The sequence below is a fragment of the Ramlibacter sp. JJN2-2R genome (assembly GCF_057747835.1).
Genome location: NZ_CM173226.1, coordinates 1,105,296 through 1,126,809 on the forward strand (window position 1 = coordinate 1,105,296; position 21,514 = coordinate 1,126,809).

25 protein-coding genes and 1 tRNA gene are annotated in these 21,514 nt (G+C 68.2%); 13 read left to right on the plus strand and 13 right to left on the minus strand.

All coding sequences use genetic code 11. The features are described 5' to 3' along the window. Nucleotides 1-18 precede the first annotated feature (18 nt). Nucleotides 19-1,191 carry an alpha-hydroxy acid oxidase gene (locus AC3ANR_RS05365; RefSeq protein WP_488290842.1) on the minus strand — a complete coding sequence of 391 codons (1,173 nt, stop codon included), beginning with the start codon at nt 1,189-1,191 and terminating at the stop codon, nt 19-21. 125 nt (nt 1,192-1,316) lie between these two features. Next, a complete protein-coding gene (locus AC3ANR_RS05370; RefSeq protein WP_488290843.1) occupies nt 1,317-1,730 on the minus strand; it encodes a VOC family protein in 414 nt (137 codons plus the stop codon). Nucleotides 1,731-1,791: 61 nt separating this feature from the next. On the opposite strand from AC3ANR_RS05370, the gene serS reads away from it, so the two are divergent. From serS to AC3ANR_RS05415, 9 genes are all read left to right on the plus strand, one after another. Further along, nucleotides 1,792-3,102, plus strand: coding sequence for a serine--tRNA ligase (gene serS / locus AC3ANR_RS05375; protein WP_488290844.1), 1,311 nt, complete (start codon nt 1,792-1,794; stop codon nt 3,100-3,102). A 57-nt stretch (nt 3,103-3,159) separates the two neighbouring features. After that, a tRNA-Ser gene (locus AC3ANR_RS05380) sits at nt 3,160-3,250 on the plus strand. A 281-nt stretch (nt 3,251-3,531) separates the two neighbouring features. Continuing rightward, nucleotides 3,532-4,761 carry a tyrosine-type recombinase/integrase gene (locus tag AC3ANR_RS05385; protein WP_488290845.1) on the plus strand — a complete coding sequence of 410 codons (1,230 nt, stop codon included), beginning with the start codon at nt 3,532-3,534 and terminating at the stop codon, nt 4,759-4,761. Nucleotides 4,762-4,768: 7 nt separating this feature from the next. Next, nucleotides 4,769-5,410, plus strand: coding sequence for a hypothetical protein (locus AC3ANR_RS05390; RefSeq protein WP_488290846.1), 642 nt, complete (start codon nt 4,769-4,771; stop codon nt 5,408-5,410). 113 nt (nt 5,411-5,523) lie between these two features. After that, a complete protein-coding gene (locus AC3ANR_RS05395; protein ID WP_488290847.1) occupies nt 5,524-5,733 on the plus strand; it encodes a DNA-binding protein in 210 nt (69 codons plus the stop codon). A gap of 217 nt (nt 5,734-5,950) precedes the next feature. Beyond that, entirely contained in the window at nt 5,951-6,778 is an 828-nt protein-coding gene (locus AC3ANR_RS05400; protein ID WP_488290848.1) for a DUF7146 domain-containing protein, read from the plus strand. Further along, on the plus strand, nt 6,775-8,085 hold the full coding sequence (locus AC3ANR_RS05405; protein ID WP_488290849.1) for an AAA family ATPase: 1,311 nt from the start codon (nt 6,775-6,777) through the stop codon (nt 8,083-8,085). The genes AC3ANR_RS05400 and AC3ANR_RS05405 overlap by 4 nt, the downstream gene beginning before the upstream one ends. Before the next feature lie 45 nt (nt 8,086-8,130). Next, nucleotides 8,131-8,409, plus strand: a complete 279-nt coding sequence (locus AC3ANR_RS05410) for a hypothetical protein (protein ID WP_488290850.1) — start codon at nt 8,131-8,133, stop codon at nt 8,407-8,409. Between the two features lie 184 nt (nt 8,410-8,593). Continuing rightward, nucleotides 8,594-9,652: a phage major capsid protein gene (locus tag AC3ANR_RS05415; protein ID WP_488290851.1), complete on the plus strand. Its 1,059-nt coding sequence runs from the start codon at nt 8,594-8,596 to the stop codon at nt 9,650-9,652. 125 nt (nt 9,653-9,777) lie between these two features. On the opposite strand, the gene AC3ANR_RS05420 is transcribed toward AC3ANR_RS05415, so the two are convergent. The 3 genes from AC3ANR_RS05420 to AC3ANR_RS05430 form a co-directional block, all read right to left on the minus strand. Further along, nucleotides 9,778-10,266, minus strand: coding sequence for a hypothetical protein (locus AC3ANR_RS05420; protein ID WP_488290852.1), 489 nt, complete (start codon nt 10,264-10,266; stop codon nt 9,778-9,780). Between the two features lie 382 nt (nt 10,267-10,648). Further along, complete coding sequence (locus AC3ANR_RS05425) at nt 10,649-11,161, minus strand: hypothetical protein (RefSeq protein WP_488290853.1); 513 nt, start codon at nt 11,159-11,161, stop codon at nt 10,649-10,651. Further along, nucleotides 11,158-11,973: a DUF4145 domain-containing protein gene (locus AC3ANR_RS05430; protein ID WP_488290854.1), complete on the minus strand. Its 816-nt coding sequence runs from the start codon at nt 11,971-11,973 to the stop codon at nt 11,158-11,160. The genes AC3ANR_RS05425 and AC3ANR_RS05430 overlap by 4 nt, the downstream gene beginning before the upstream one ends. A gap of 365 nt (nt 11,974-12,338) precedes the next feature. Here AC3ANR_RS05430 and AC3ANR_RS05435 point away from each other — a divergent pair, with 365 nt between their 5' ends. After that, nucleotides 12,339-12,644, plus strand: a complete 306-nt coding sequence (locus AC3ANR_RS05435; RefSeq protein ID WP_488290855.1) for an antibiotic biosynthesis monooxygenase — start codon at nt 12,339-12,341, stop codon at nt 12,642-12,644. 50 nt (nt 12,645-12,694) lie between these two features. Here the strand turns inward: AC3ANR_RS05435 and AC3ANR_RS05440 are convergent, their stop codons facing one another. From AC3ANR_RS05440 to AC3ANR_RS05450, 3 genes are read right to left on the minus strand one after another with little or no spacing between them, the layout of a single operon-like run. After that, nucleotides 12,695-13,351 carry a class II aldolase/adducin family protein gene (locus tag AC3ANR_RS05440; protein ID WP_488290856.1) on the minus strand — a complete coding sequence of 219 codons (657 nt, stop codon included), beginning with the start codon at nt 13,349-13,351 and terminating at the stop codon, nt 12,695-12,697. Further along, the gene (gene otnK, locus AC3ANR_RS05445) at nt 13,348-14,604 is read right to left on the minus strand and encodes a 3-oxo-tetronate kinase (RefSeq protein WP_488290857.1); all 1,257 of its coding nucleotides are present in this window, start codon (nt 14,602-14,604) and stop codon (nt 13,348-13,350) included. The genes AC3ANR_RS05440 and otnK overlap by 4 nt, the downstream gene beginning before the upstream one ends. Before the next feature lie 48 nt (nt 14,605-14,652). Then, the gene (locus AC3ANR_RS05450; protein ID WP_488290858.1) at nt 14,653-15,033 is read right to left on the minus strand and encodes a TraR/DksA family transcriptional regulator; all 381 of its coding nucleotides are present in this window, start codon (nt 15,031-15,033) and stop codon (nt 14,653-14,655) included. Between the two features lie 253 nt (nt 15,034-15,286). Here AC3ANR_RS05450 and AC3ANR_RS05455 point away from each other — a divergent pair, with 253 nt between their 5' ends. Further along, a complete protein-coding gene (locus AC3ANR_RS05455) occupies nt 15,287-15,514 on the plus strand; it encodes a hypothetical protein (protein ID WP_488290859.1) in 228 nt (75 codons plus the stop codon). Between the two features lie 58 nt (nt 15,515-15,572). On the opposite strand, the gene AC3ANR_RS05460 is transcribed toward AC3ANR_RS05455, so the two are convergent. The 4 genes from AC3ANR_RS05460 to AC3ANR_RS05475 form a co-directional block, all read right to left on the minus strand. After that, nucleotides 15,573-16,067: a hypothetical protein gene (locus tag AC3ANR_RS05460; RefSeq protein WP_488290860.1), complete on the minus strand. Its 495-nt coding sequence runs from the start codon at nt 16,065-16,067 to the stop codon at nt 15,573-15,575. 1 nt (nt 16,068) lies between these two features. Then, a complete protein-coding gene (ku, locus tag AC3ANR_RS05465; RefSeq protein WP_488290861.1) occupies nt 16,069-17,058 on the minus strand; it encodes a non-homologous end joining protein Ku in 990 nt (329 codons plus the stop codon). A 105-nt stretch (nt 17,059-17,163) separates the two neighbouring features. After that, the gene (locus tag AC3ANR_RS05470; protein ID WP_488290862.1) at nt 17,164-17,463 is read right to left on the minus strand and encodes a hypothetical protein; all 300 of its coding nucleotides are present in this window, start codon (nt 17,461-17,463) and stop codon (nt 17,164-17,166) included. Nucleotides 17,464-17,563: 100 nt separating this feature from the next. Beyond that, the gene (locus AC3ANR_RS05475) at nt 17,564-17,824 is read right to left on the minus strand and encodes a KGG domain-containing protein (RefSeq protein WP_488290863.1); all 261 of its coding nucleotides are present in this window, start codon (nt 17,822-17,824) and stop codon (nt 17,564-17,566) included. A gap of 214 nt (nt 17,825-18,038) precedes the next feature. Between AC3ANR_RS05475 and AC3ANR_RS05480 the strand changes: the two genes are divergently transcribed. Together AC3ANR_RS05480 and AC3ANR_RS05485 are read left to right on the plus strand one after the other, a co-directional pair. Beyond that, nucleotides 18,039-18,323, plus strand: coding sequence for a hypothetical protein (locus AC3ANR_RS05480; RefSeq protein WP_488290864.1), 285 nt, complete (start codon nt 18,039-18,041; stop codon nt 18,321-18,323). Nucleotides 18,324-18,404: 81 nt separating this feature from the next. Continuing rightward, complete coding sequence (locus tag AC3ANR_RS05485; protein ID WP_488290865.1) at nt 18,405-19,979, plus strand: amidase; 1,575 nt, start codon at nt 18,405-18,407, stop codon at nt 19,977-19,979. On the opposite strand, the gene AC3ANR_RS05490 is transcribed toward AC3ANR_RS05485, so the two are convergent. Beyond that, nucleotides 19,976-21,352, minus strand: a complete 1,377-nt coding sequence (locus tag AC3ANR_RS05490) for a sigma-54-dependent transcriptional regulator (RefSeq protein ID WP_488290866.1) — start codon at nt 21,350-21,352, stop codon at nt 19,976-19,978. The genes AC3ANR_RS05485 and AC3ANR_RS05490 overlap by 4 nt on opposite strands. Between the last annotated feature and the right edge of the window lie 162 nt (nt 21,353-21,514).

Below are 21,514 nucleotides of genomic sequence, written 5' to 3' on the forward strand. Positions count from 1 at the left end.
CGGTCGCACTGACCGGGCTCAATAGCCCCGCGGCGTTCCGGTGGGATAGGTGCCGGGCAGCAGGATGCTGGTGTCCACCGTGTTGATGTCGGTGCGCCCGCAGAACGCCATCGACAGGTCCAGCTCCTTGTGGATCACCTCGAGGGAGCGCGTCACGCCCGCTTCGCCCATGGCGCCCAGGCCGTACAGCATGGCGCGGCCGATGTAGGTGCCCTTGGCGCCCAGCGCCACCGCCTTGAGGACGCTTTGGCCCGAGCGGATGCCGCCGTCCATGTGCACCTCGATGCGGTTGCCCACCGCCTCCACAATCTCGGGCAGCGCCGAGATGGAGGAGGGCGCCCCGTCGAGCTGCCGGCCGCCGTGGTTGGAGACGATGACCGCGTCGGCCCCGGAATCGACGGCGAGCCGGGCGTCCTCGATGTCCTGCACGCCCTTGAGGATCAGCTTGCCGCCCCAGCGCTGCTTGACCCATTCGACGTCGGCCCACGACAGCGAGGGATCGAACTGCTTGGCCGTCCATTCGGCCAGGGAACCCAGGTCGTCGATGCCCTTGACGTGGCCGAAGATGTTGCCGAACTGGTGGCGCCGCGTGCCCAGCATGCCCAGGCACCAGCGCGGCTTGGTCATCAGGTTCAGGAGGTTGCCGATGGTCGGCTTGGGCGGCACCGACAGCCCGTTCTTGATGTCCTTGTGGCGCTGCCCCATGACCTGCAGGTCCAGCGTGAGCACCAGCGCCGAGCAGCCGGCGGCCTTGGCGCGGTCGATCAGGCGGGCGATGAAATCGCGGTCGCGCATCACGTACAGCTGGAACCAGAAGGGGTGGTTGCCGGTGCCGGCGGCCACGTCCTCGATCGAGCAGATGCTCATGGTCGACAGCGTGAACGGGATGCCGAACTTCTTGGCGGCGCGCGCCGCCAGGATCTCGCCGTCGGCGTGCTGCATGCCGGTCAGGCCGGTCGGGGCGATGGCCACCGGCATCGCGACGGGCTGGCCCACCATGGTGGTGCGGGTGGTGCGCCCCTCCATGTTCACCGCCACGCGCTGGCGGAACAGGATGCGGTTGAAGTCGTCCTCGTTGGCGCGGTAGGTGCTTTCGGTCCACGAGCCGGAGTCGGCGTAGTCGTAGAACATGCGCGGAACGCGGCGCTGCGCGAGCACGCGCAGGTCTTCGATGGTAGTGATCACGGGCACGTTGGGGCTCTCCTCGTCGGCGCCGATGCTAGGCCGGCGCGCGGCCGCCCGCATTGATCTTTCTTGGCGCGGCCTGCAATTTTTCTCATCTTGCCATACGCGGCCGTGGCCCCTGCCACCGGTGCTCAGTGCTCGGAGCTGACCATCCAGGGCACGCCGAAGCGGTCGGTGACCATGCCGAAGTGGCCGCCCCAGAACGGCGGCGCGAACGGCATCGTCACCTTGCCGCCCTCGGCCAGCGCGTTGAAGGCGCGCTGCGCGCGGGCCAGTTCGCCCGGCAGGAACAGCGACATGGCAAAGCCCGAATACGCGGGCCTGGGCTGGCCCGGCATGGTGTCGCTGGCCATGAAGCGCGCGCCGTTGCACTCGAAGGTGGCGTGCATCACCTTGCCCTTCCACTCGGCGGGCATCTGCGGGCCGTCCATGGGCGAGCCCTCGTAGCGCATCAGGTTGGCGACCTTGCCGCCCAGGCAACGCTCGTAGAAGCCGAGCGCCTCCTCGCAATCGCCGCCGAAGAACAGGTAGCTCTCGATCTGCATGGCAGTCTCCTTCGGGTGGGTGGCGCCCGGCTGGCGCGGGGGCCACGAATAAAATCCAACGATGCTCGACATCGCCCTGCTTCGCAAGGACCTCGCGTCCGTCATCGCCCGGCTGGAGACCCGCAAGTCGCCCCAGCCCTTCCTGGACGTGGAGAAGTTCAAGTCGTTGGAGTCCGAGCGCAAGACCATCCAGAGCCGCACCGAAGAGCTGCAGGCCAGGCGCAACCAGCTGTCCAAGCAGATCGGCCAGCTCAAGGCCAAGGGCGAGTCGGCCGATGCCGTCATGGCCGAGGTGGCCGGCATCAAGGACGAACTGGACCGCTCCGCGCAGCGGCTCGACCAGCTGCAGCCCGAGATCCAGGCGCTGCTGCTGGCCATCCCCAACCTGCCGCACGAGAGCGCGCCGGTGGGCGCGGACGAGCACGGCAACGTGCAGGTGCGCCAGTGGGGCACGCCGCGCCGCTTCGACTTCGCGGTCAGGGACCACGTGGACGTCGGCACGCCGCTCGGGCTGGACTTCGACACCGGCACCAAGCTCAGCGGCGCCCGCTTCACCGCCATGCGCGGCCCGATCGCCCGGCTGCACCGCGCGCTCGCGCAGTTCATGCTCGACGTGCAGACGCAGGAGCACGGCTACACCGAGTGCTACACGCCCTACATCGTCAACGAGGCCACGCTGCGCGGCACCGGCCAGCTGCCCAAGTTCGAAGCCGACCTGTTCGCCGTCAGCAAGGGCGGCCAGGAGGGACTGGCCGCCGAGGAGCAGCAGGCGCTCTACCTCATTCCCACCAGCGAGGTCACGCTCACCAACTTCGTGCGCGACGAGGTGCTGAGCGAAGCCCAGCTGCCCATCCGCCTGACGGCGCACACGCCGTGCTTCCGCTCCGAGGCGGGCAGCGCCGGCCGCGACACGCGCGGCATGATCCGCCAGCACCAGTTCGACAAGGTCGAGATGGTGCAGATCACGCACCCCGACCGCAGCGCCGAGGCGCTGGAGCAGATGACCGGCCATGCCGAGGCCATCCTGCAGAAGCTGGGCCTTCCCTACCGCGTGATGCTGCTGTGCACCGGCGACATGGGCTTCGGCGCGGCCAAGACCTACGACCTGGAGGTGTGGCTGCCGGCCCAGGACACCTACCGCGAGATCAGCTCGTGCTCCAACATGGAGGCGTTCCAGGCCCGTCGCATGCAGGCCCGGTTCAAGACCGCCCAGGGCAAGAACGAGCTGGTGCACACGCTCAATGGCTCCGGCCTGGCCGTGGGCCGCACGCTGGTGGCGGTGCTGGAGAACTACCAGCAGGCCGACGGCAGTGTCGAGGTGCCGCAGGCGCTGCGCCCCTACCTGGGCGGCCTGTCGGTGCTGCGGCCCTGAAGGAGGCCCGCCGAGTCGGTTAGAATGCGGGGCTTCGCACCACGCGAACCGAAACAAGGAGCGGTGGCAGAGTGGTCGAATGCGCCGGACTCGAAATCCGGTATACGGTTCTCCCGTATCGAGGGTTCGAATCCCTCCTGCTCCGCCAGATGCTTTGTTAGGGTTCAGCAGCTTGCAACACCTCTCAATGGCCATCGCCAAGAAGACGTTTGAGATCAAGGGCCTAGCACACGGCCCGCTCTGATCTGAACGCCACTTCCAACTAACCTCATCGGCGTTCAACCCTCCCTAGTGCGCTAGGGATGTGGGTACACAGTGGGCACGAGCTAGGCCGTTTGGCTTGGCGTGCCCACATTTGCGTTGGCGCGTCCTCCAGATGGCTTCGAGGGCGGCGCACAGCCCTCTTTTCAACTCGAAAGGAGCCAAGCTGTGCCTACCAACCGTTTGACGGACCGGGAATGCCGCGCTGCCGTCTGCCCGCCCGACAAGAAATCTCGCAAGCTGCCCGACGGGCACGGCATGTACCTGCTGGTCAAGCCGTCCGCCGCCAAGGTCTGGCGCATGGCGTTCCGCATCCAGGGACGGGCGCAAACCGCCACGTTCGGTCCCTACCCCCTGGTCAGCCTCGCCCAGGCCCGGCAACGCCGCGACGAGTGGCGCTTGTGTCTGGCGCAAGGCATCGACCCCCGCTCCCGTTTTCGGGCCGCCCCCGAGCCGCAAGCGCCGCCCACCATGACGCTGCGGGAGGCGATGGACGCGTACTGGGCCTCGCGCGAAAACCTCTCGTCCGGCTACCGCCGCAACGCGATCCGGGGCTTCGAAATCCACCTTGCGCGCCTGCTGGACCAACCCATCGCGCAGATCGACCGGGCGGCACTGATGGAAGAGCTGCGCCGCATGGACGCCGCCAAGCTGTATGTCTATGTGCGCCGGGTGCGCATGTGGTCCTCGCTGGTCTTCGAGTGGGCGCTGGAGCGGCGCGAGGAAACCGGTGTCGCCGCCAACCCGGCCAAGGAAATTAACCCGGAGAAGGCGTTCGGGCGCGCGCCCACCAAATCGTTTGCGGCGCTCGGCCCGTCCGAGCTCCCCGCTTTCCTCCACCGGCTGTCGTACGAAGACAACGCCCTCCAGGCCGTGCAGGCGTGCCGGATGCTGGCCTTGACCTGGGTGCGCACGCAGGAGCTGCGCTTGATGGAATGGACCGAGGTCGAGCACGGTGGCGCGCTCTGGCGCATCCCGGCGGGCAAGATGAAGCGCAGGGCGGAGCACCTCGTGCCCCTTTCCAAGCAGGCGAGGGCGGTCCTCGACACCATGCGCGAGCGCACGGGAGGTGGCCGGTATGTGTTCCCCTGCGAGTCTGGCCGCCGGCCTGATCGGCCCATGAGCGAAAACGCCGTCCTGTACCTGATCGGCCGCATGGGCTTCAAAGGCCGGATGACCGGACACGGGTGGCGTTCTATCGCCTCGACGTGGGCCAACGAAAGCGGGCGCTATGGCAGAGACGCCATCGAGCGGCAGCTCGCGCACACGCCGGACGACAAGGTGCGCGCGGCGTACAACCGCGCTGCGTACTTGTCTGAACGCAAGCGCATGTTGCAGGATTGGGCTGACTACCTGGACCGGCTCGGCGTCACGCGCAGCAGCCGGGCCGCCGCCTAAGGAAAGGATGGACGAGTTGTCTACTCCCAAAACCGAGGCCGAAGCCCTGCGCCGCTGTTTGGCGATTCTCGGGCCCTTGCATGCGCCTCATGAGCGCAGGAACATGGCTCGGAACATCGAGCAGCGAATCAACGGCGCTTCATCTGCGCTGCTGGCGTTTAGGTTCGAGCAACTGGGCCCGTTGTTCCATCCCAGCGATCCCCACAGTGCGAAGGCGACCGCCGCTCTCTTGCAGGAGGCTGCCGACAAGGGTGAGTTGGTCACCGTGCTCCCGGCGCACGAACGCGGTGCGACGATCTCCGACCTCGCTTCGTGGCCGGGCTGCCCGACGCTTGCAGAAGATTCGCCTTTGCGCTTTTGGTTGCCCTCGATGGCCACCACCAGCCCGCCGACCGCCTATGCGCCGCTGCCTCAGAAGATGACCGAGCTGCGCAAGGAAGCGGTGCTCGCGTGCTGTCGGCAGTTTGGCTTCGACCCGTGTGCCATTCCCCGGCATGTCGGTCGAAGCAAGGGAGCGAAAGCCCGGATTCGGGACGCACTGGTCGGCCACAGCCCTCTATTTCCGAACTTTGGGGGTGAGTCCGCCTTCAAGAGAACCTGGGGACTGCTCCGAAGCTCCGGCCAGATCAAGGACGCTGACGAGCCGTAGGTCGTCTGAAATGTCTCCCCGGTAGGTGAGGCAGACACATTGCCTCGCCCATATTTGGCGCGAGATGCTCCCTCCCGTTCTCAACGCGCATCTCGATGCGCAAAGGAGGGGGCATGCAGACCAACATCACCCAGAAGTCCTCGCTGTTGCATGAAAAGCGGCTGGCGCTGACTACGGCAGAAGCCGCTTTTCACTTGAACAGGGCGGAGCAGACGCTGCGCCTCTGGGCATGCAAGAACAACGGGCCCATGCAGCCTGTGCGTGTGAACGGGCGTCTGGCTTGGCCGGTGGCCGAAATCAAGCGGCTGCTAGGGGCCGTCTAATGTCGGCGCGTCAGAACGAAAGCTCCGGCGGGCCGATGTGCCAGAGCGCGAATAAGGCGCTCGCCACGCTGAAAGCCCGCCTCGCCCTCACGGGCCATGCTGTTCATGAACTCGCGAGCGGCGGCTTCGTTGTCGTGCGCCCTGCCTGGGACGGAGTTCGCCACTGCCGGAACCTTGGCGAACTGGAAACGTTCGCCCGCCTCCTGGGAGTGCAGCCGTGACCATCTTCCAGCACCTTGAGGTCGGTAAGAGCCATCGCATGCCGTGTCCGGCGTGCAGGCGCGGCCCGAAAGACACGGCCCTTGGTGTCACTGTCGATCTCGACGGTGGCGTGGCGCATTGTTTCCGGTGCGGCTATGTCGAACACTGGGTACGTGACCGCGCCAAGATTTTCACCCACGGCAAGGTGCGTCCCGCGCCCGTGGTGCGCCCCAAACACGAGTCCCTCTCGGCCTACGGACGCGATCTCTGGACGGCATCGGGCTGCATTCAGGGGGACGGGCGGGCCTACTTGGTGGCACGCCGCTGCGTCTTGCCTCCCGCCGACGGCGACCTGCGGTTCCATCCCGAATTGCCGCATCCCACCGGCTATGTCGGACCTGCGCTGATCGCGCTTGTCACCGACGCTGTTACGCGCGAGCCGATCAGCCTGCATCGCACGTGGATCCGCAAGGACGGGGAGAAGGCAAACGTCGCTCCGGCGCGATTGCTGCTGGGCGGCCACCGCAAGCAAGGGGGTGTTATCCGTCTCTGGCCAGACGAATGCGTAACGACAGGGCTCGGCATCACCGAGGGCGTCGAAACCGCCCTCAGCCTCGCGCACGGCTTCCGGCCCGCCTGGGCGCTGGTCGATGCAGGCAATCTCGCTGCGATGCCGGTGCTTGCCGGGATCGAAGTTCTTTTGATCGGAAGCGACAACGACGACGCCGGGCAACGCGCCGCCCTCCGGTGCGCCGGACGCTGGCACGCCGCTGGTCGCGAGGCTTTCGTCGTAGTACCGGACCAAACCGGCGCGGACCTTAACGACGTCGCGAGGGCAGCATGACCGCAGAAGCCGTCCAGCGCATTGTCAACAGCGGACGCCCCTATGTGCCCGAAGCGTGGCCACAGCCTGCGGTGCGCCATTTCGACATAGTGCCGTTTGACGACCTGGACCGCGCTCCACCAAGGCCGCCGCTGTTCGCTTGGGAGGGGCTTGTACCGCAGGAGCACGTGACGATCCTCGGCGCACATGGCGGCGTCGGTAAGACCGAGGTGATGCTGATGCTGGCCGTATGCACCGCACTGGGTCGCCCCCTGTTCGGTATTCCCACCCGCCAGGGCAACGTGGCGTTTTACTCCGGTGAGGACGGCGCAAACCTGCTGCGCCACCGGCTGGCACACATCTTCCGGTCCATGGGTGTGCCATCGGCGGACCTTGCAGGGAAGCTGCACCTGCTGGATGCGGCATCGCACGACCCCGCGTTATTCACAGACGGTTCCCTGGCGGGAATCCGCGAAGGCCAGACCACTGCTGCCTACGGGTCCCTGCGCGAGTACCTCCAGGCTCACGAGATCAAGCTGCTGATCGTGGACAACGCCAGCGACGTCTTCGCCGGGAACGAGATCGCCCGCGCGCAGGTGCGCGGCTTCATGCGGGCCCTGGCAAGGCTGGCGAGGGAGCTGCAAGCGGCGGTCATCCTGCTCGCCCACGTCGATAAGGGCACCAGCAGGCAGGAGCGGACTGGCACCGAGACCTATTCGGGCTCCACGGCGTGGCACAACTCGGCGCGCTCGCGCCTGTTCATGCGCCGTGAATCGGACGGGTCGCTCGTGATCGAGCACCAGAAGCACAACCTCGGGCCGCTCCATGCGCCGCTACGCCTCGTCTGGCCTACCAACGGCCTGCCCCAGCTAGACGAAGCGTTTGGCCCTGTGGTTCAAGGGATCGCCGACCGCGAAAACGAGCGTGCGCTGTTGAAGCTCATCGCTGAATACACCGAACGGGGCGAGCACATCACGACGGCTGTGACTTCCCGCACGAACGCAGCCAAGGTCTTGCGGCAGGAACCCAGCTTCCCTAAACGGCTCAAGGACGCCGAAGTGTTCGACCTGCTGCGCAAGGCCGAACGCGACGGCTACTTGGAGCGGGTCCTCTACAAGGGTGCCGACCGCAAGTCGCGCGAGGGCTGGCGGGTCAGCCAATCCGGCCTGAATCTTACTGGGGGTGCGGCGACTGCGGCGACTCGCCATGTCACCGCGAACGGCGCACCCGCCGCGCAGCCTGCGGCGACTGCGGCGACTTCGCCGCAAGGGGGTATGGGGGAAATGCGCGCACACGAAGTGGCCGCGCAGCAGCAGTTGCGACCCTAACCCTAACGCACCTGCTGGACCCAGCTCTTCCAGTTCCAACATTCCATGAAAGGCGAATACATGACGAACACCGAAATCTGCCCCGCCGATATGACCGACGAGACGCTCCATCTCAAGCTCATGGAGCTCGCAACCGAAGCCGTCGCGCGGGTGATGAACCGTCACCCCGCCGCCCTGGATCACATGCTCGCTGGCGCGGGTGTGTCGGCGGAAGTGAAAGTCACTGGTCCTGCTCGCATCGGCGTTCTCCTGATCGATAGCAGCGACCGGCGAGTTGAGGTGGCGAACATCCCGTTCCTGGGGCGCTCGAGCCGCAGCCATTGACGGTTGCTACAGTTTTGGTAGCATGAATGCGGGCGCATCACATGCTGGTGCGGCGTCGCGGGAACGGTCACATGCGGGATGTATGTGGGCCACTTCCCTCGGCGAACCGATGTAGTCGGCCTGAGGGAGTTAGGTCCGGCGTACTAGGCGGCGTATTCGTCAACCTCTTACGTTGGAGGGCCACATGGCCTACGAGACCATTTTGAAGAGCCTCGACCGAGTCGAGAGCAACCTGTCCGACTTTCGCGACAGGCAGGACGAACTGGCCGACCGGATCACCTGTCTTGAGCAGCGCGGCGTGATGCGCGGCGAGCCGACCACCAGCAAGGCGGAAACGTTCGGCACCCAGGTCGTGAAGGCGTTCGCGGCCAACCGCGATCTGTTCGAGAAGACGCGTACTGTCCGTCTGGAGATCAAGGCTGCGACAGATCCCGTGACGACCACCAGCGGTCGCAAGATCCTCGGCGCAGGCGTCGGTGCTCCCGTGGGCGGTGTGCTGGGCCTCCAGAATGCGTTGCCTACTCGCGGTGCTTCCGCGACCAGTGCCGACTACAGCCGATACACGGGAGTCGAAGGGGCAGCAGCCGTCCAGGCCGCCGAGGGTGACACGAAGGCTGCCGTCCGCCCCACGCACACGCTTGTGACCCAGGCTGCGATCACGATTGCCGGGTACACGAAGATGTCGCGGCAGGCCCTCAATGACAGCGACGAGTTGCGCCGTGCCGTCGATACCACCCTCGCCCGCAGTGTCGCCACGGCGCTGGATGTTGCTCTGGTGGACGGTGTCGTTACTCCCTCGTTCAGCGGCTTCGAGGCGCTCGCGACTGCCTACACCTCGCTCGTGTACAGCACGATCCCCGACGCGGTGTCCGAGGCGGTGGCAACGATGCAGACCGCTGGATTTGCACCTGACTACGTGGTTCTGAACCCGAACGACTGGCTCGCGGTGACTGTTGCCAAGGGCACGGCGAACGACCACTACCTGTCTGGCTCCTACCTGGGTCTGCTGCCGATGGAAATGCGCGGGCTGCGCGTCGTGCTCTCGCCCACCATCAACGCAGGCAAAGCACTCGTGATGGATTCCAGCCATAGCGAACTCTTGGTCGTGGACGGCTTCGCGGTCGAGATGGCCTACAGCGGCGATGACTTCACGAAGAACCTGATCACGCTGCTCGGGGAAGTGCGGGTGATCCCTGTCTTTCGCACGGTGGGCAGTGCGCGTCTGATCACGCCTGCAACCTGACGCTTGTGTCGGGGAGGCGGTCCCTCGTTCGGGGCCGCCCGTGGATTAGCTGCGCGAGTGCCACGGACAAAAAAACCCGCAGCAGCTCGCGACGCCGTTGCTCCAGGCGGGCGCGGGCATCCCCCTTACGCCACTTCCTTTGCAGCTTCAACGGGGGGCGTTTTCAGCAGCTCACCGAGTTGCGCCTGGTCGAACGCGGAGCTATATGCGTCGTACGCCGCACTTTCACGCGCATCCGAAGCGGATTGCCAATCCGCGTACTCGGTTCCTCGGAAAAGCCAATGGCTTCCTCCAAGCATCCTTTTCTTCTCCTCGATCTCTTCTCCTCGGACTTCCGTCATCTTGGCGATTACTTGTTCCCGGGCGTCGCAGATTCTGTCCACGATGTCTGCCGGTAGTATCTTCTCGACCGTGACTAACAGTCCGTTGGTGGCTGACGCTCCATAACCGTAGCCGCCGCCCCACGAGGATTGCAAAGCAGTGCCGTTCGACAAGGCGTGAGCGTAGTAGTGGCCGACATCAACTGGCTGCACGGACACCAGAGTCCAGCCCCCACGAGTGATTAGGTTGGAAACTTGATTCCGAACTCGGATCACGTCGTTGTTCTGCGCCATGACCCAGCCGGAGTGGCCTCCATTCCAACTGTTCCTCTGGATCTTCCTGGCGTCTAGGTCGTAGTAATACGTGTGGACCAAGCGTTTCGTTTCCGGCATGTGCAACTTTGATTGATGGATTCTTGCTAGCGCGGATCGGACTGTTCTAGAGCGAGCCCCCCGCTTTATCATTGTGCCGCAAGCTGTTGAGTTCGCCCCATCTCCATTGCCATGCAGGCTGGCGAAGCTGCTTTTGGGGAGGGGGGGTCGGAAGTCATAAACGCCGCGCCCTCCAGACCGCCCGCCACCCCACGCCCGGATTAAATTCCGTTTAGAAAGGAGAGAGGCATGCCGCGCGCAGTCTGGAGGGCAACTTGCATCGGCCCTGGGATGTTGACCATCTTCACGCTGTGCGCCTAGCGTCTGTGATCGCTTTCATCAGGTCAACCATGCGCAAGCTCTGAGCTTTGACCTCTTCGATCTTCACCAGCACCTCGTGCAGGCTGGGCTCCTTCTCGGGGTTCCGTCCATTGACCATCTCGACGACGATGCGCACCTCGTTGGGGTCGTCAACCGCTTCATAGACGGTGAACATCGGCGGGTTGTGCGCAACGATGTTGCGGAATGCGCCAATCACCGTCAGGTTCTTGAAGACCTCGTTCAACTGCGCCTCCGGGATTCCAAGGTCGGCATCTTCGATTGCCGCTCGAGCGATGCGGCTGCGCGCCTCTAGTGCTTGCTGGCTGATGAGTGCGGCCACGCGGGGGGGAAGAAGCTCGCGCACGATCCGGTGCGTGAAGAACTCACACTCGGCAAATGACGTGATGAACTCGCCGATTGCGACGACCCACCGACCGTGTTCGGACAAGTGTGGGTCGCCGTCCGGCTCGATGGCGGCTCTCTCGAGGGGATTCACTTGCCTGACCCGTCCCGCCTCGCAATCGCGTCACGCTTGTCGGGCGGTAGCCTCGAGTAGATCTCCTGCGCACGCTTCGGACGGCTGATCATTTGAGCGGTGATGTCGTTCGCCAGATCGAACAACAACAGGGCAGTATCGCGATCATCGCGAAGGTCCATCTGGCCCGGGTGAACCGCTTCGTTTCCAATGACGCGGACAGCATCTAGAGCTTGCTGCACGCTAGGATCCAGGCCCTTTCGAACCAGCGCGCCGATGTCGTCGTTGATGTTGCCGCCTGCCAGACCTAGGTGCGCGCAAAGTTTCTGCACTAGCAATCTGAGTAGCGCAGCGGCGCCTCTGGGTGAAAGGTCAACGATGCGCCGCGCCTCTTCAAAGTCTGCCTGCAGCTCTTCTGGAAGGTCCGCATTCGGAGCAGGACCGGCCATTGCAGGCGGATAGATCATCCTGTCATGCACCCAGAGTGCAAGCTGGCGACACGTATAGCAGGCGCTCACGAACACATTTGAGAGGACGACCTGCGCGTTTATGTAGGGCTCGTGGTGCAGAAACGGCTCGCCTGCGAGCATCTTCTCTGCCCATCGGGCAATCCGTTCAAGCTTCTGTGCCTTCTCTTGATCGCTTGATCGGGCGCTTCCCGCAAATGCCCGCGCGTTCGCCGCAACCTTTTCCGTGGGGAGAACAGGAAGCCTGTTGTTCTCGTCGCTTTTTATTTGAGTTGCGAACACGTTGTACCAAGCCTGATCGGCGTGTGCTCCGCAATGCGGGCAGGCGAACGACTTGAGACTGGTGGACGGTTGAGGGACCATCATTCAACCCAATCGCACCCATACGGTGGGATCTGCCTGCTGGAAGTGGCTGTACTTGTTGAACCCCAAATCCATGTGTCGCCTCTGCCTGATGAGCTTGCATGGTAGGACAACGGTGGTTCGCTGTCATCTGCGCTAGGACTGCTGCGCGTCCGGGCGAGTTAGTAAGTTGTTCAAGGTCGTGTGGGCAAGAACGTGGGTATTTGACCAACGCATCAGCTGGAAGCCCGCGCGCCACGGTTGGTATGAAACCCTCCTGCTCCGCCAACCAGAAAACCCGCCTCGCGCGGGTTTTTTCATGGCCGCCGCGCCCTTGATGCTGCCGTCGCGCAGGTGTACATCTGTGGCGCAACCCCAAGGAGGCCGCCATGATCCTCACCGTTCTCGAAGCCCAGGTCGATCCTGGCCATGCAGCGGCATTGCGGACGGCGTATACCGCGGCGGGGTCGGGGCCGTTTCCGCCCGGCCTGGTGCGGACGGAACTGGTGCACGACCTGCAGGACGCCACGCGCTGGCGCATCCAGACCTGGTGGACGTCGCGTGAGGCGCTCGCCGCGATGCGCAGCGCCGGAACGCCCGCCGGCGTGCTGATGTTCCGCGCCGCCGGCGCCGAGCCGGTGTTGTCGGTCTTCGAGGTGGTGGCGGCCCTGCCCGCCGAGCCCGCCGCGCCCTGAGGGGCACCGATGATGCGCAGCCGGGGGTGCGCCCGGCAACCGGTGCCGCCTCACCAGCGCGCGCCGAACGCGGCGCGCAGGTCGGCCAGCGCCGCGTCGTCCAGCGGCTGCGGCCGGGGCGAGGCCAGCAGCCAGAGGCGGGCGGTCTCCTCCAGTTCCTCGAGCACCGCCATGGCCTGCGCAGGCGTGCGGTGCCACACGTTGGGGCCCAGGCGGGGCAGCATCACGGCCCGCACGGGGGCGCCCGCGGCGTGGCGGCGCCGGATCTCCGCCGCCACGAGGGCCGCCGTTTCGGGATCGCCCGGGCGGCGGTAGGGCAGCACCGGCACGCGGCCCACCTTCATCACGAAATACGGCGTGATGGGGGGAAGCAGCTCGTCGCCATGCGGCTGCAGCGTGATCGCGACGCAATGCGTGCTGTGCGTGTGGATCACGCAGCCTGCCTCGTCGCCGGCCGCCTCGTAGATGCGCCGGTGCAGCGCGAGCGTCTTGCTCGCCGGCTCGCCATCGAGCTGGCGGCCGTCGGCGTCCACCTTGGCCAGCTGGGCGGGCGCGAGAAAACCCAGGCACGCGTCGGTGGGCGTGATCAGGAAGCCGCCGCCCTCGAGCCGCACGCTGATGTTGCCGGCCGTGGCATGCACCAGCCCGCGCTCGAACAGGCTGCGGCCCACGCGGCAGATCTCCGCGCGCGCCAGGTCCTCGTTCATGCCAGCACCTCGAACGCGCGGGTGAAGAAGTCCGGGCCGCCAAAGTTGCCGGACTTCAGGGCCAGGTGCAGGTCCCGGCCCGCAGCGCCTTGCGCGAAGCACCAGGGCACGCCCGGGTCGATCTGCGGCCCGATGCGCAGCTGCGCGATGCCCAGTGCCTGCACGGCGGCACCGGACGTCTCGCCGCCGGCGACCACCAGCCGTCCCACGCCGGCCTGCACCAGGCCCCTGGCGATCGCGGCCAACGCCTGTTCCACCAGCGCGCCTGCACGGTCGACGCCCAGGCGCTGCTGCACCTCGCGCAGCGCATCGGCGCTCGCGGTGGAGTAGACGAGGACGGGCGTGTCGCCCAGCAGCGGCTTGGCCCACGCCAGCGCCTGCGCGACGACGTCCTCGCCCTCCGCGACGCGCAGCGGTTGCACCTCGAAGGCCGGCAGCCCGGCGTCGCGAAAGCGCTGCACCTGGGCCTGCGTGGCGGTCGAGCAGCTGCCGGAGACGACCGCCTTCGCACCGGCGGCTGCGGGCAGCCGGGCCGCCTGCGGCGAGGGTGCGATGCCGAAGTTGCGCGGCAGGCCGATGGCCAGCCCGGAGCCGCCCACCATGAAGGGGGCGCCGTCCAGCGCCTGCCCGAGCGTGCGCAGGTCGTCGTCGGCGATCGCATCGACGATGCCGAAGCGGCAGCCCCCCTCGCGCAGGGCGTCGATGCGGCCGCGGATCGCCTGGGCGCCGGCGCGCACCGTGGCCAGTTCGACCAGGCCCACGCGCTCGCGGCACTGGGCCTGCAGCACGCGCACGAGGTTGGCGTCCGTCATCGGGGTGAGCGGGTGGTGCCGCATCCCGGAGTCGCTCAGCAGCGCGTCGCCGACGAACAGGTGGCCCTTGTAGACGGTGCGCGCGTTCTCGGGAAAGGCCGGGGTCACGCAGCAAAAGGGCGCGCCCAGCGCTTCCCGCAGGGCCTCGGCCACCGGGCCGATGTTGCCCTGGGGCGTGGAGTCGAAGGTGGAGCAGACCTTGAAGTAGAACTGTGTGCAGCCCTGGGCCTGCAGCCACTGCAGCGCCTGCAGCGACTGCCGCACGGCGTCGGGGGGCGCGATGGTACGTGACTTGAGCGCGACGACGATCGCATCGACGTCGCCGACGTCGCCGGTGGGAACGCCGATCGTCTGCACGGCGCGCATGCCGCCACGCACCAGCGTGTTGGCGAGGTCGGTGGCGCCGGTGAAGTCGTCGGCGATGCAGCCAAGTCGGGGCAAGGGGTGCTCCTGGGGTCGTGCTGGCGCGACTCTACCGCGCCGGCGGCCTCAGGACTGCACCGGCCCGTTCTGCGAGTGCGCCTTCTCCCATTCCTCCTCGTGGCGGATGCAGAAGCGCGCCTCGGGCCGCACCTGCAGGCGTTCGAACGGGATGGGCTCGTCGCACTCCTCGCAGCGGCCGTAGTCGCCCCGGCGCATGCGCTCGCGCGCCTCGCGCACCTCGCGCAACTCCTCGTCCTGCCGGCGCAGCTGCGTCACGTCGATGCTGGCCAGCGTGCGGGCGTCGCCGTCCTCGCCGGAATCGCGCACGGTGCCCGTGCCGGCGTCGGGCGAGGCGATCTCGTCGCGCAGCCCACGCACGGCCGCTTCCAGCTCCGCCGCCCGTGCGTCGAGCAGGCGCTCCAGTTCGCTGCGTTGTTGCTCGTTCATGCCGCCATTCTCGACAGGAGCCCCCTCGAAGGGGCGGCGGGCGCACGGCTGTTACCGGAGTTTCCCGCCGCACACGGGCCCGCCCAACTGGCTGCCGAGCCGCAGCTCATCGGCGGAAGGGGACCGACCGCACTGGCTGGCTGAGCCGTTGAGCACATTGAGGAAAGCTGCCGACGGCCACCAGAGGCGTTGTCCTACAGAGGGGCCGCTGAGCTTCGCCAAGGATGGGCAACCTTTTCACCAGGAGCTCCAGATGACCCCCACGGATACCCCTCGCAAGCGCGGTTTCGCCCTGCTCGATGCCGAGAAGATGAAGCAGGTCGCCGCACTGGGCGGCCGCACCGCGCACGCCGCCGGCCGCGCCCATCAGTTCTCGCGCGAGGAGGCCCGTGCGGCTGCCCGCCGCAGCGTCGAAGTGCGCACGCGCCGCGCCGCCGAAGCCCGTGCGGGTGGCAGCGACAGCAGCGCTCCCAGCGCCTGACTCCTTGACCGCGAGCGCAAAGCCCCGGCTTGCCGGGGCTTTTGCTTTTCCGGGCCGCTCAGGCCGGAAAGACCGATTCCGGTTCCGCGTCCACCAGCAGTTGCCCGGCCCGCTCGCGCAGGCGATCGGCCAGCGCATGCACCGCGGCCCGGTGCTCGCGCCACAGCGCCATGAACCGCGCGTCGTGGTCGGACTCGAGCCAGGCCTCGGGGTCGCCGGCGCGCAGCAGTTGCTGGCGCCACAGGAAGTCGAGGATGCGCGCATGGACCTCCAGCAGTTCCACCATCGCCGGCGCGTGCTCGGGGAACGAGGCCTGCTGCAGCTCGCGCACCCTCGCCAGCGGCGAGGCTTCGCCGCGATCGCCCTGGAAGCCGGCCTGCCGCCGTTGCGCGGCGAGCCATTCCGAGTAGCGCGCGAGCGCGTCGAGCGCCTCCTCGGCGTCGCGCCGCCGCCGGTCGCGCACGCGCAGCCGCGTCGCCAGCACGGCGCTCGTGGCCGCGATGACGCACAGCGCCAAGGCCATCCAGAGCGCGTGGTAGGCGAGGGGCGTCATGTCACGCGGCCCGGCGCGCGCGGGTCTTCGCCGGCGTGGTCTTCTTGGGCGCCGCCCGCTTCCTGGCGGCCGGCTCCTTGGCGGCCGGCTGCTTGCTGGCAGGCGCGCCGGCTTTGCCGCGCCTGGCAGCCGGCGCGCGGGCCGGGGCCGGCGCCGCGGACGAGCGGCCGCCCAGGCTGCGACGCAGCAGCTCGGTGAGGTCCACCACGTTGGTTTCCCCGGCCGCCGGCGCCTTCTCCACCGGCGTCACGTGCTCGGTCTGGCCGGCCTTCGCCTTGGCTTCGACAAGCTTCATGATTTCGTCCTTGAAGGAATCGCGGAAGGCGTCCGCGCTCCAATGCGCGCTCATGCCCTCGATCAGCTGCTTGGCCATGTTCAGCTCGGCGTCCTTCACCCCGGCGGCCTTGGCGTCCGTGGGCGGCAGCTTCAGGTCCTCCCAGGAGCGGATCTCGCCGCCCCAGCGCAGCAGGTTCAGCACCAGCGCGGGACCGCTCGGGATCAGCACGGCCAGGTGCTGCTTGGTCTGGATCACCACCTTGGCGATGCCCACCTTGTGCGTCTGCTTCAGGCCCTCGCGCAACAGGGCATAGACCTTGTCGCCCCGGTTCACGGGCGCGACGTAGTAGGGCCGCTCCAGGTAGACGAACGGCACCTCGTCGGCATCGACGAACGACTCGATCTCGATCGTCTGCGTGGTGCGCGGGTAGGCCTCGGCGATCTCGTCGGACGTGAGCACGACGTACTCGCCGTTGTCCCGCTTGACGCCCTTGACGATGTCGTCCTTGTCGATTTCCTTGCCGGTCTTCTTGTTGACCCGCTTGTAGCCCACCGGGTCCATGGTGCGCTTGTCGAGCCAGTCGAAGTCGACGTCGCTCTCGGCCGTGGCCGAGTACAGCCCGATCGGGATGTGCACCAGCCCGAACGTGATGGCGCCCTTCCACAGCGTGCGCGTGGAGGTGGGGGCCATGCCCTTGGCTTTGGATTGCGCCATGTTCGTGCGTAGGTGTTGCAGCAGTCTGCAAATGTTCCGGCGCGCGGCTTGTCGGCACCGCCCGGTGCGCGGTGTAGGTGAGTGCGTACAACGGTCGAGCCGCCGTCAGCCCACGCCGAGGTGCGCCAGCAGCCGCCGCCAGGGGCTGGGCGGCGGGTCGCCGTGCAGGTGCGCCGCCTTGGCGTGCCAGCGCGAGCCGAGCCGGGCGAAGCGGCGCCGGCAGTCCTGGGAGAAGCAGTCCTGCTCGCGCAGGGTGTCGAAATTGCGGGCGATCCGCTTGGCCATCAGGTAGCGGTGCGCGGGCGACTGGGTCTGCATGAACGCGGCCATCAGCGACAGCGTGGCCAGCCAGAGGGCCCGGCTGGCGTCCTGCAGCGACGGTGTGGAAAGCGGTGCGGTGTCCATGGCGCGTGAGCCATTCTGGGAACGCGCCCGCGCGCGCCCTGTCGGCGGGCTGCGCGGCGTCGCGCCCCGCCGCGTCCTACAGCCCGGCAGTGGCAGCCCGTCAGCGGCTGCCCTGGCCGCCGCCGCTGCCGCCGGTGGTGGTTCCGCCGGTGGTATTGCGTGCCGCATGCCGTTTCTTGCCGGCCGCGCGCGCCTCCTCGGTGGTGAATTCGTGCGCGTGTCCACTTTGGTGCGCGGCACGCCCACCGAGGCTGGCGATCTCGCGCTGGCGCTGGGGGTCCATCGCGGCGAATCCGCGCAGGCTGCGCTTGGCGCCGGTGCCGCTGTCCTGCTTCTGGGGTGACGAGTCCTGGGTTGCCATGGGGTCCTGTCCTTTCTGAAGTGATGCCGGAAGGGGCGTGCAACTCTCGGCAATGGGCGTGCCCGGCCTCCGGCCGGCCGGCTAGCACCGGTTCGATCCGGCCGTCCCGCAGTTCGTCGCGCGTGGCCGCAGCCTGTCGCATGCCGCGTGCGGCGCCGGGGCCGCTTTCCTACAGTGCATCCATCGGGCCAGCGTGGCCCCCCTGGAGCAGACCATGAACCGTTACGAGCCCAACGCCTTCTTCCGCCATCCCGGTGCCGTGCGCACTGTCCGCGCCGTGGCGGGCCTGTCCATCGCCGCGGTGGTCGCCACCGCGTGGCTGACCGCCGGCCCCGGCAACGGCCACCAGGCGCCGCCCGAGCGCACGCTGGTCACGCTGCCGAGCGTGCTGGTGGTCGGCCATCGCGAGACGCTGGCGCAGGACGGCCGCACCGCAATGGTCGCCGGCTGCGAGCGCCAGACCGCCGAGGCGCCGCGCGCCGCACGCAAGATGGCCTGACGCTTTTCACGGGCCGGCGCGGCGATGCCGACGTCGCGCCGGCCTGCCTCTACCATCGCGGGCGCACCACCAGCCCGCACCATGCCGCCCAGACGCCTGCTTCGCTTCCTTCCCTTCCTGGTCCTCCTGGCCGGTGCCCCTTCGGTGGCGCCGGCCGCGGAGCTTTCGGTCGAGCAACTCCAGGCCGCGATGGCGCAGGGGCGCCTCACGGCCGAAGCACTCACCCGCGAGAGCCTCGAGCGCATCCGCCGCCACGACGGCGGCCCGGCCGGCTTGCACGCCGTGATCGAGGCCAACCCGGACGCGATCGCCATCGCCCGTGCGCTCGACCGCGAGCGCCAGGCCGGGCGCGTGCGCGGCCCGCTGCACGGCATCCCGGTCCTCGTGAAGGACAACATCGACACCGGCGACCGCATGCTCACCACTGCCGGCTCGCTGGCGCTGGTGGGCTCGCCCGCGCCGCAGGACGCCTTCCTCGTGCGCCGGCTGCGCGAGGCGGGCGCCGTGCTGCTGGGCAAGACCAACCTCTCGGAGTGGGCGAACATCCGCTCCGGCCGGTCCAGCAGCGGCTGGTCCGCGCGGGGCGGCCAGACGGCCAATCCGTACGGCGCCGGCCGCAACCCGTGCGGGTCGAGTTCGGGCACGGGCGCGGCCATCGCCGCCGGCTACGCGGCGCTCGGCGTCGGGACCGAGACCGACGGCTCCATCCTCTGTCCCAGCAGCGTCGCGGGACTGGTCGGCATCAAGCCCACGGTCGGGCTCGTCAGCCGCAGCGGGATCATCCCCATCTCGCGCTCGCAGGACACCGCCGGCCCGATGACGCGCAGCGTGGCCGATGCCGCGGTGCTGCTCAACGTGCTGGCCGGTGCCGACCCCGGCGATCCCGCCACCGCCGAGGCGCCCGGCCGCATCGCGCCGGACTACCGGGCGTTCCTGCGCGCCGACGGCCTGCGCGGCATGCGCATCGGCGTCGCGCGCAAGCGGGTCACCGGCTACAACCGCCACACCGACCGCCTGTTCGAGCAGGCGCTGCGCGACCTGCAGCGGCTGGGCGCCGTGCTGGTGGATCCGGCCGACTTCGGCTCGCTCGGCGACTACGACGACGAGGAGATGGAGGTCCTCCTGCATGAGCTGAAGGACGGGCTCGACCGTTACCTCGCCGGCCGCACCGGCGTGCCGGTGCGCACGCTCGCCGACGTGATCGCCTTCAACGAGCGCAACGCCGACACCGAGATGCCGCATTTCGGCCAGGAGCTGTTCCTCAAGGCCCAGGCCAAGGGGCCGCTCACCGACGCGGCCTACCTGCAGGCGGCGGCCAAGGCCCGGCGGCTGGCGCGCGAGGGGATCGACCAGGTCCTGCGCGCGCATCGCCTCGATGCCATCGTCGCGCCCACCGGCGGGCCGGCCTGGCTGACCGACCACGTGAACGGCGATGCCTACCAGGGCGCGAGTTCGACCCCGGCCGCGGTGGCGGGCTATCCGAGCATCACGGTGCCGATGGGCCAGGCCCACGGGCTGCCGGTCGGGCTGAGCTTCGTGGGCACGGCGTGGAGCGAGGGCCGGCTGCTGCAGTTCGCGTATGCCTACGAGCAGGGCACCGGCCACCGGCTCGCGCCGGTGCTGACGCCGGCCACGCACCTGCCGCTGGTGCGCTAGAGGCCGTAGTCCTTCAGCCGGTTGTAGAGCGTCTTCAGGCTCACGCCGAGCGCGGCGGCGGTCCGCTCCTTGTGGTGGCCGAAGTGCTCGAGGGTGGCCACGATCACCTGCCGCTCGACGGCCGAGAGCGGCGTGCCGATGCCCACGGCGATGGTGCCGGCCTGCCCGGGCGGGGCCGCGCCGGCCGCGTCTCGCGGCAAGGCGCCCGGGGGCTGCTGCGCGGGGCGGGGCAGCCACTGCTCGGTGATCTCGGCGCCGCTCGCCATCACCCACGCGCGCTGCAGCACGTTGCGCAACTCGCGGACGTTGCCCGGCCAGCGGCCTAGCGCCAGTCGCTCGAGCGCGGCGGGGGTCGCCTGCTTGGCCGTCCCCTCGCGGCGCGCCATGTCGCCCAGGAAGTGATCGACCAGCAGCGGCAGGTCGTCCAGCCGTTCACGCAGCGGCGGCAGCTCGATCGGGAAGACGTTCAGGCGGTAATGCAGGTCCTCGCGGAACCTGCCCTGCGCGAGTGCCAGCGCCGGGTCGCGGTTGGAGGCGGCGATGACGCGCACGTCGGTCTCGATCGGCGTGGTCGAGCCCACGCGCATGAAGGTGCCCGTCTCCAGCACCCGCAGCAGCTTGACCTGCAGCTCCAGCGGCATCTCGGTGATCTCGTCGAGGAACAGCGTGCCCCCGTGCGCGCGCTCGAAGAAGCCCTGGTGCTGGCGCTCGGCGCCGGTGAAGCTGCCCTTCTCGTGGCCGAAGATCTCGCTTTCCATCAGGTGCGGCGAGATGGCCCCGCAGTTCACCGCCAGGAAGGCCTTGGCGCGCCGGCGGCTGAGGTCGTGCACGGTGCGCGCGACCAGCTCCTTGCCGGTGCCGCTCTCGCCGGTGACGAACACCGTGACCGAGGTGGGCGCGACCCGCTCGACCTGCTCGTACACCGCCACCATGGGCGCGGAGCGGCCCACCAGGTGGCCGAAGCGCCCGGTGCGCCGCAGCCCCTCGTGCAGCGACCGCACCTCGTCCTGGATGACCGCGGGCTTCATCACCCGCGACAGGATGCCGTGCAGCTGGCGCGCGCTCACCGGCTTGACCAGGTAGTCGGCGGCGCCGCAGCGCAGGGCCTGGATCGACGTCTCCAGGCTCGCGTGGCCGGTCATCAGCACCACTTCCGCCTGGCCGATCAGGTCGGTGTCGTCGAGCAGCGCCATCCCGTTGCCGTCGGACAGCTTCAGGTCCAGCAGCACCACGTCCGGCTGCTGCATCGCCATCTGCCGCCGCGCCTCGTGCAACGACTGCGCCGTCGCCGCGGAGAAGCCCTCCTTGGCGATCAGCTGCGCCATCGTGCGCGCGGCGTCGGCGTCGTCCTCGACGATGAGTGCGTGGCCCATGGGACTCCTGTGTGCCGGCTGCTCCGCCGTCGGCGAAATGCCGGGCTGATGATTCCACACGCCGGGCACGCCGGTCTGCACGGCCCTGTAACGGCACGCAATGCGTTCGAGCAATCACGCGTTGCTGAGGCAGGCCCGCCCGTGGTCGCTATCACTGTCGCG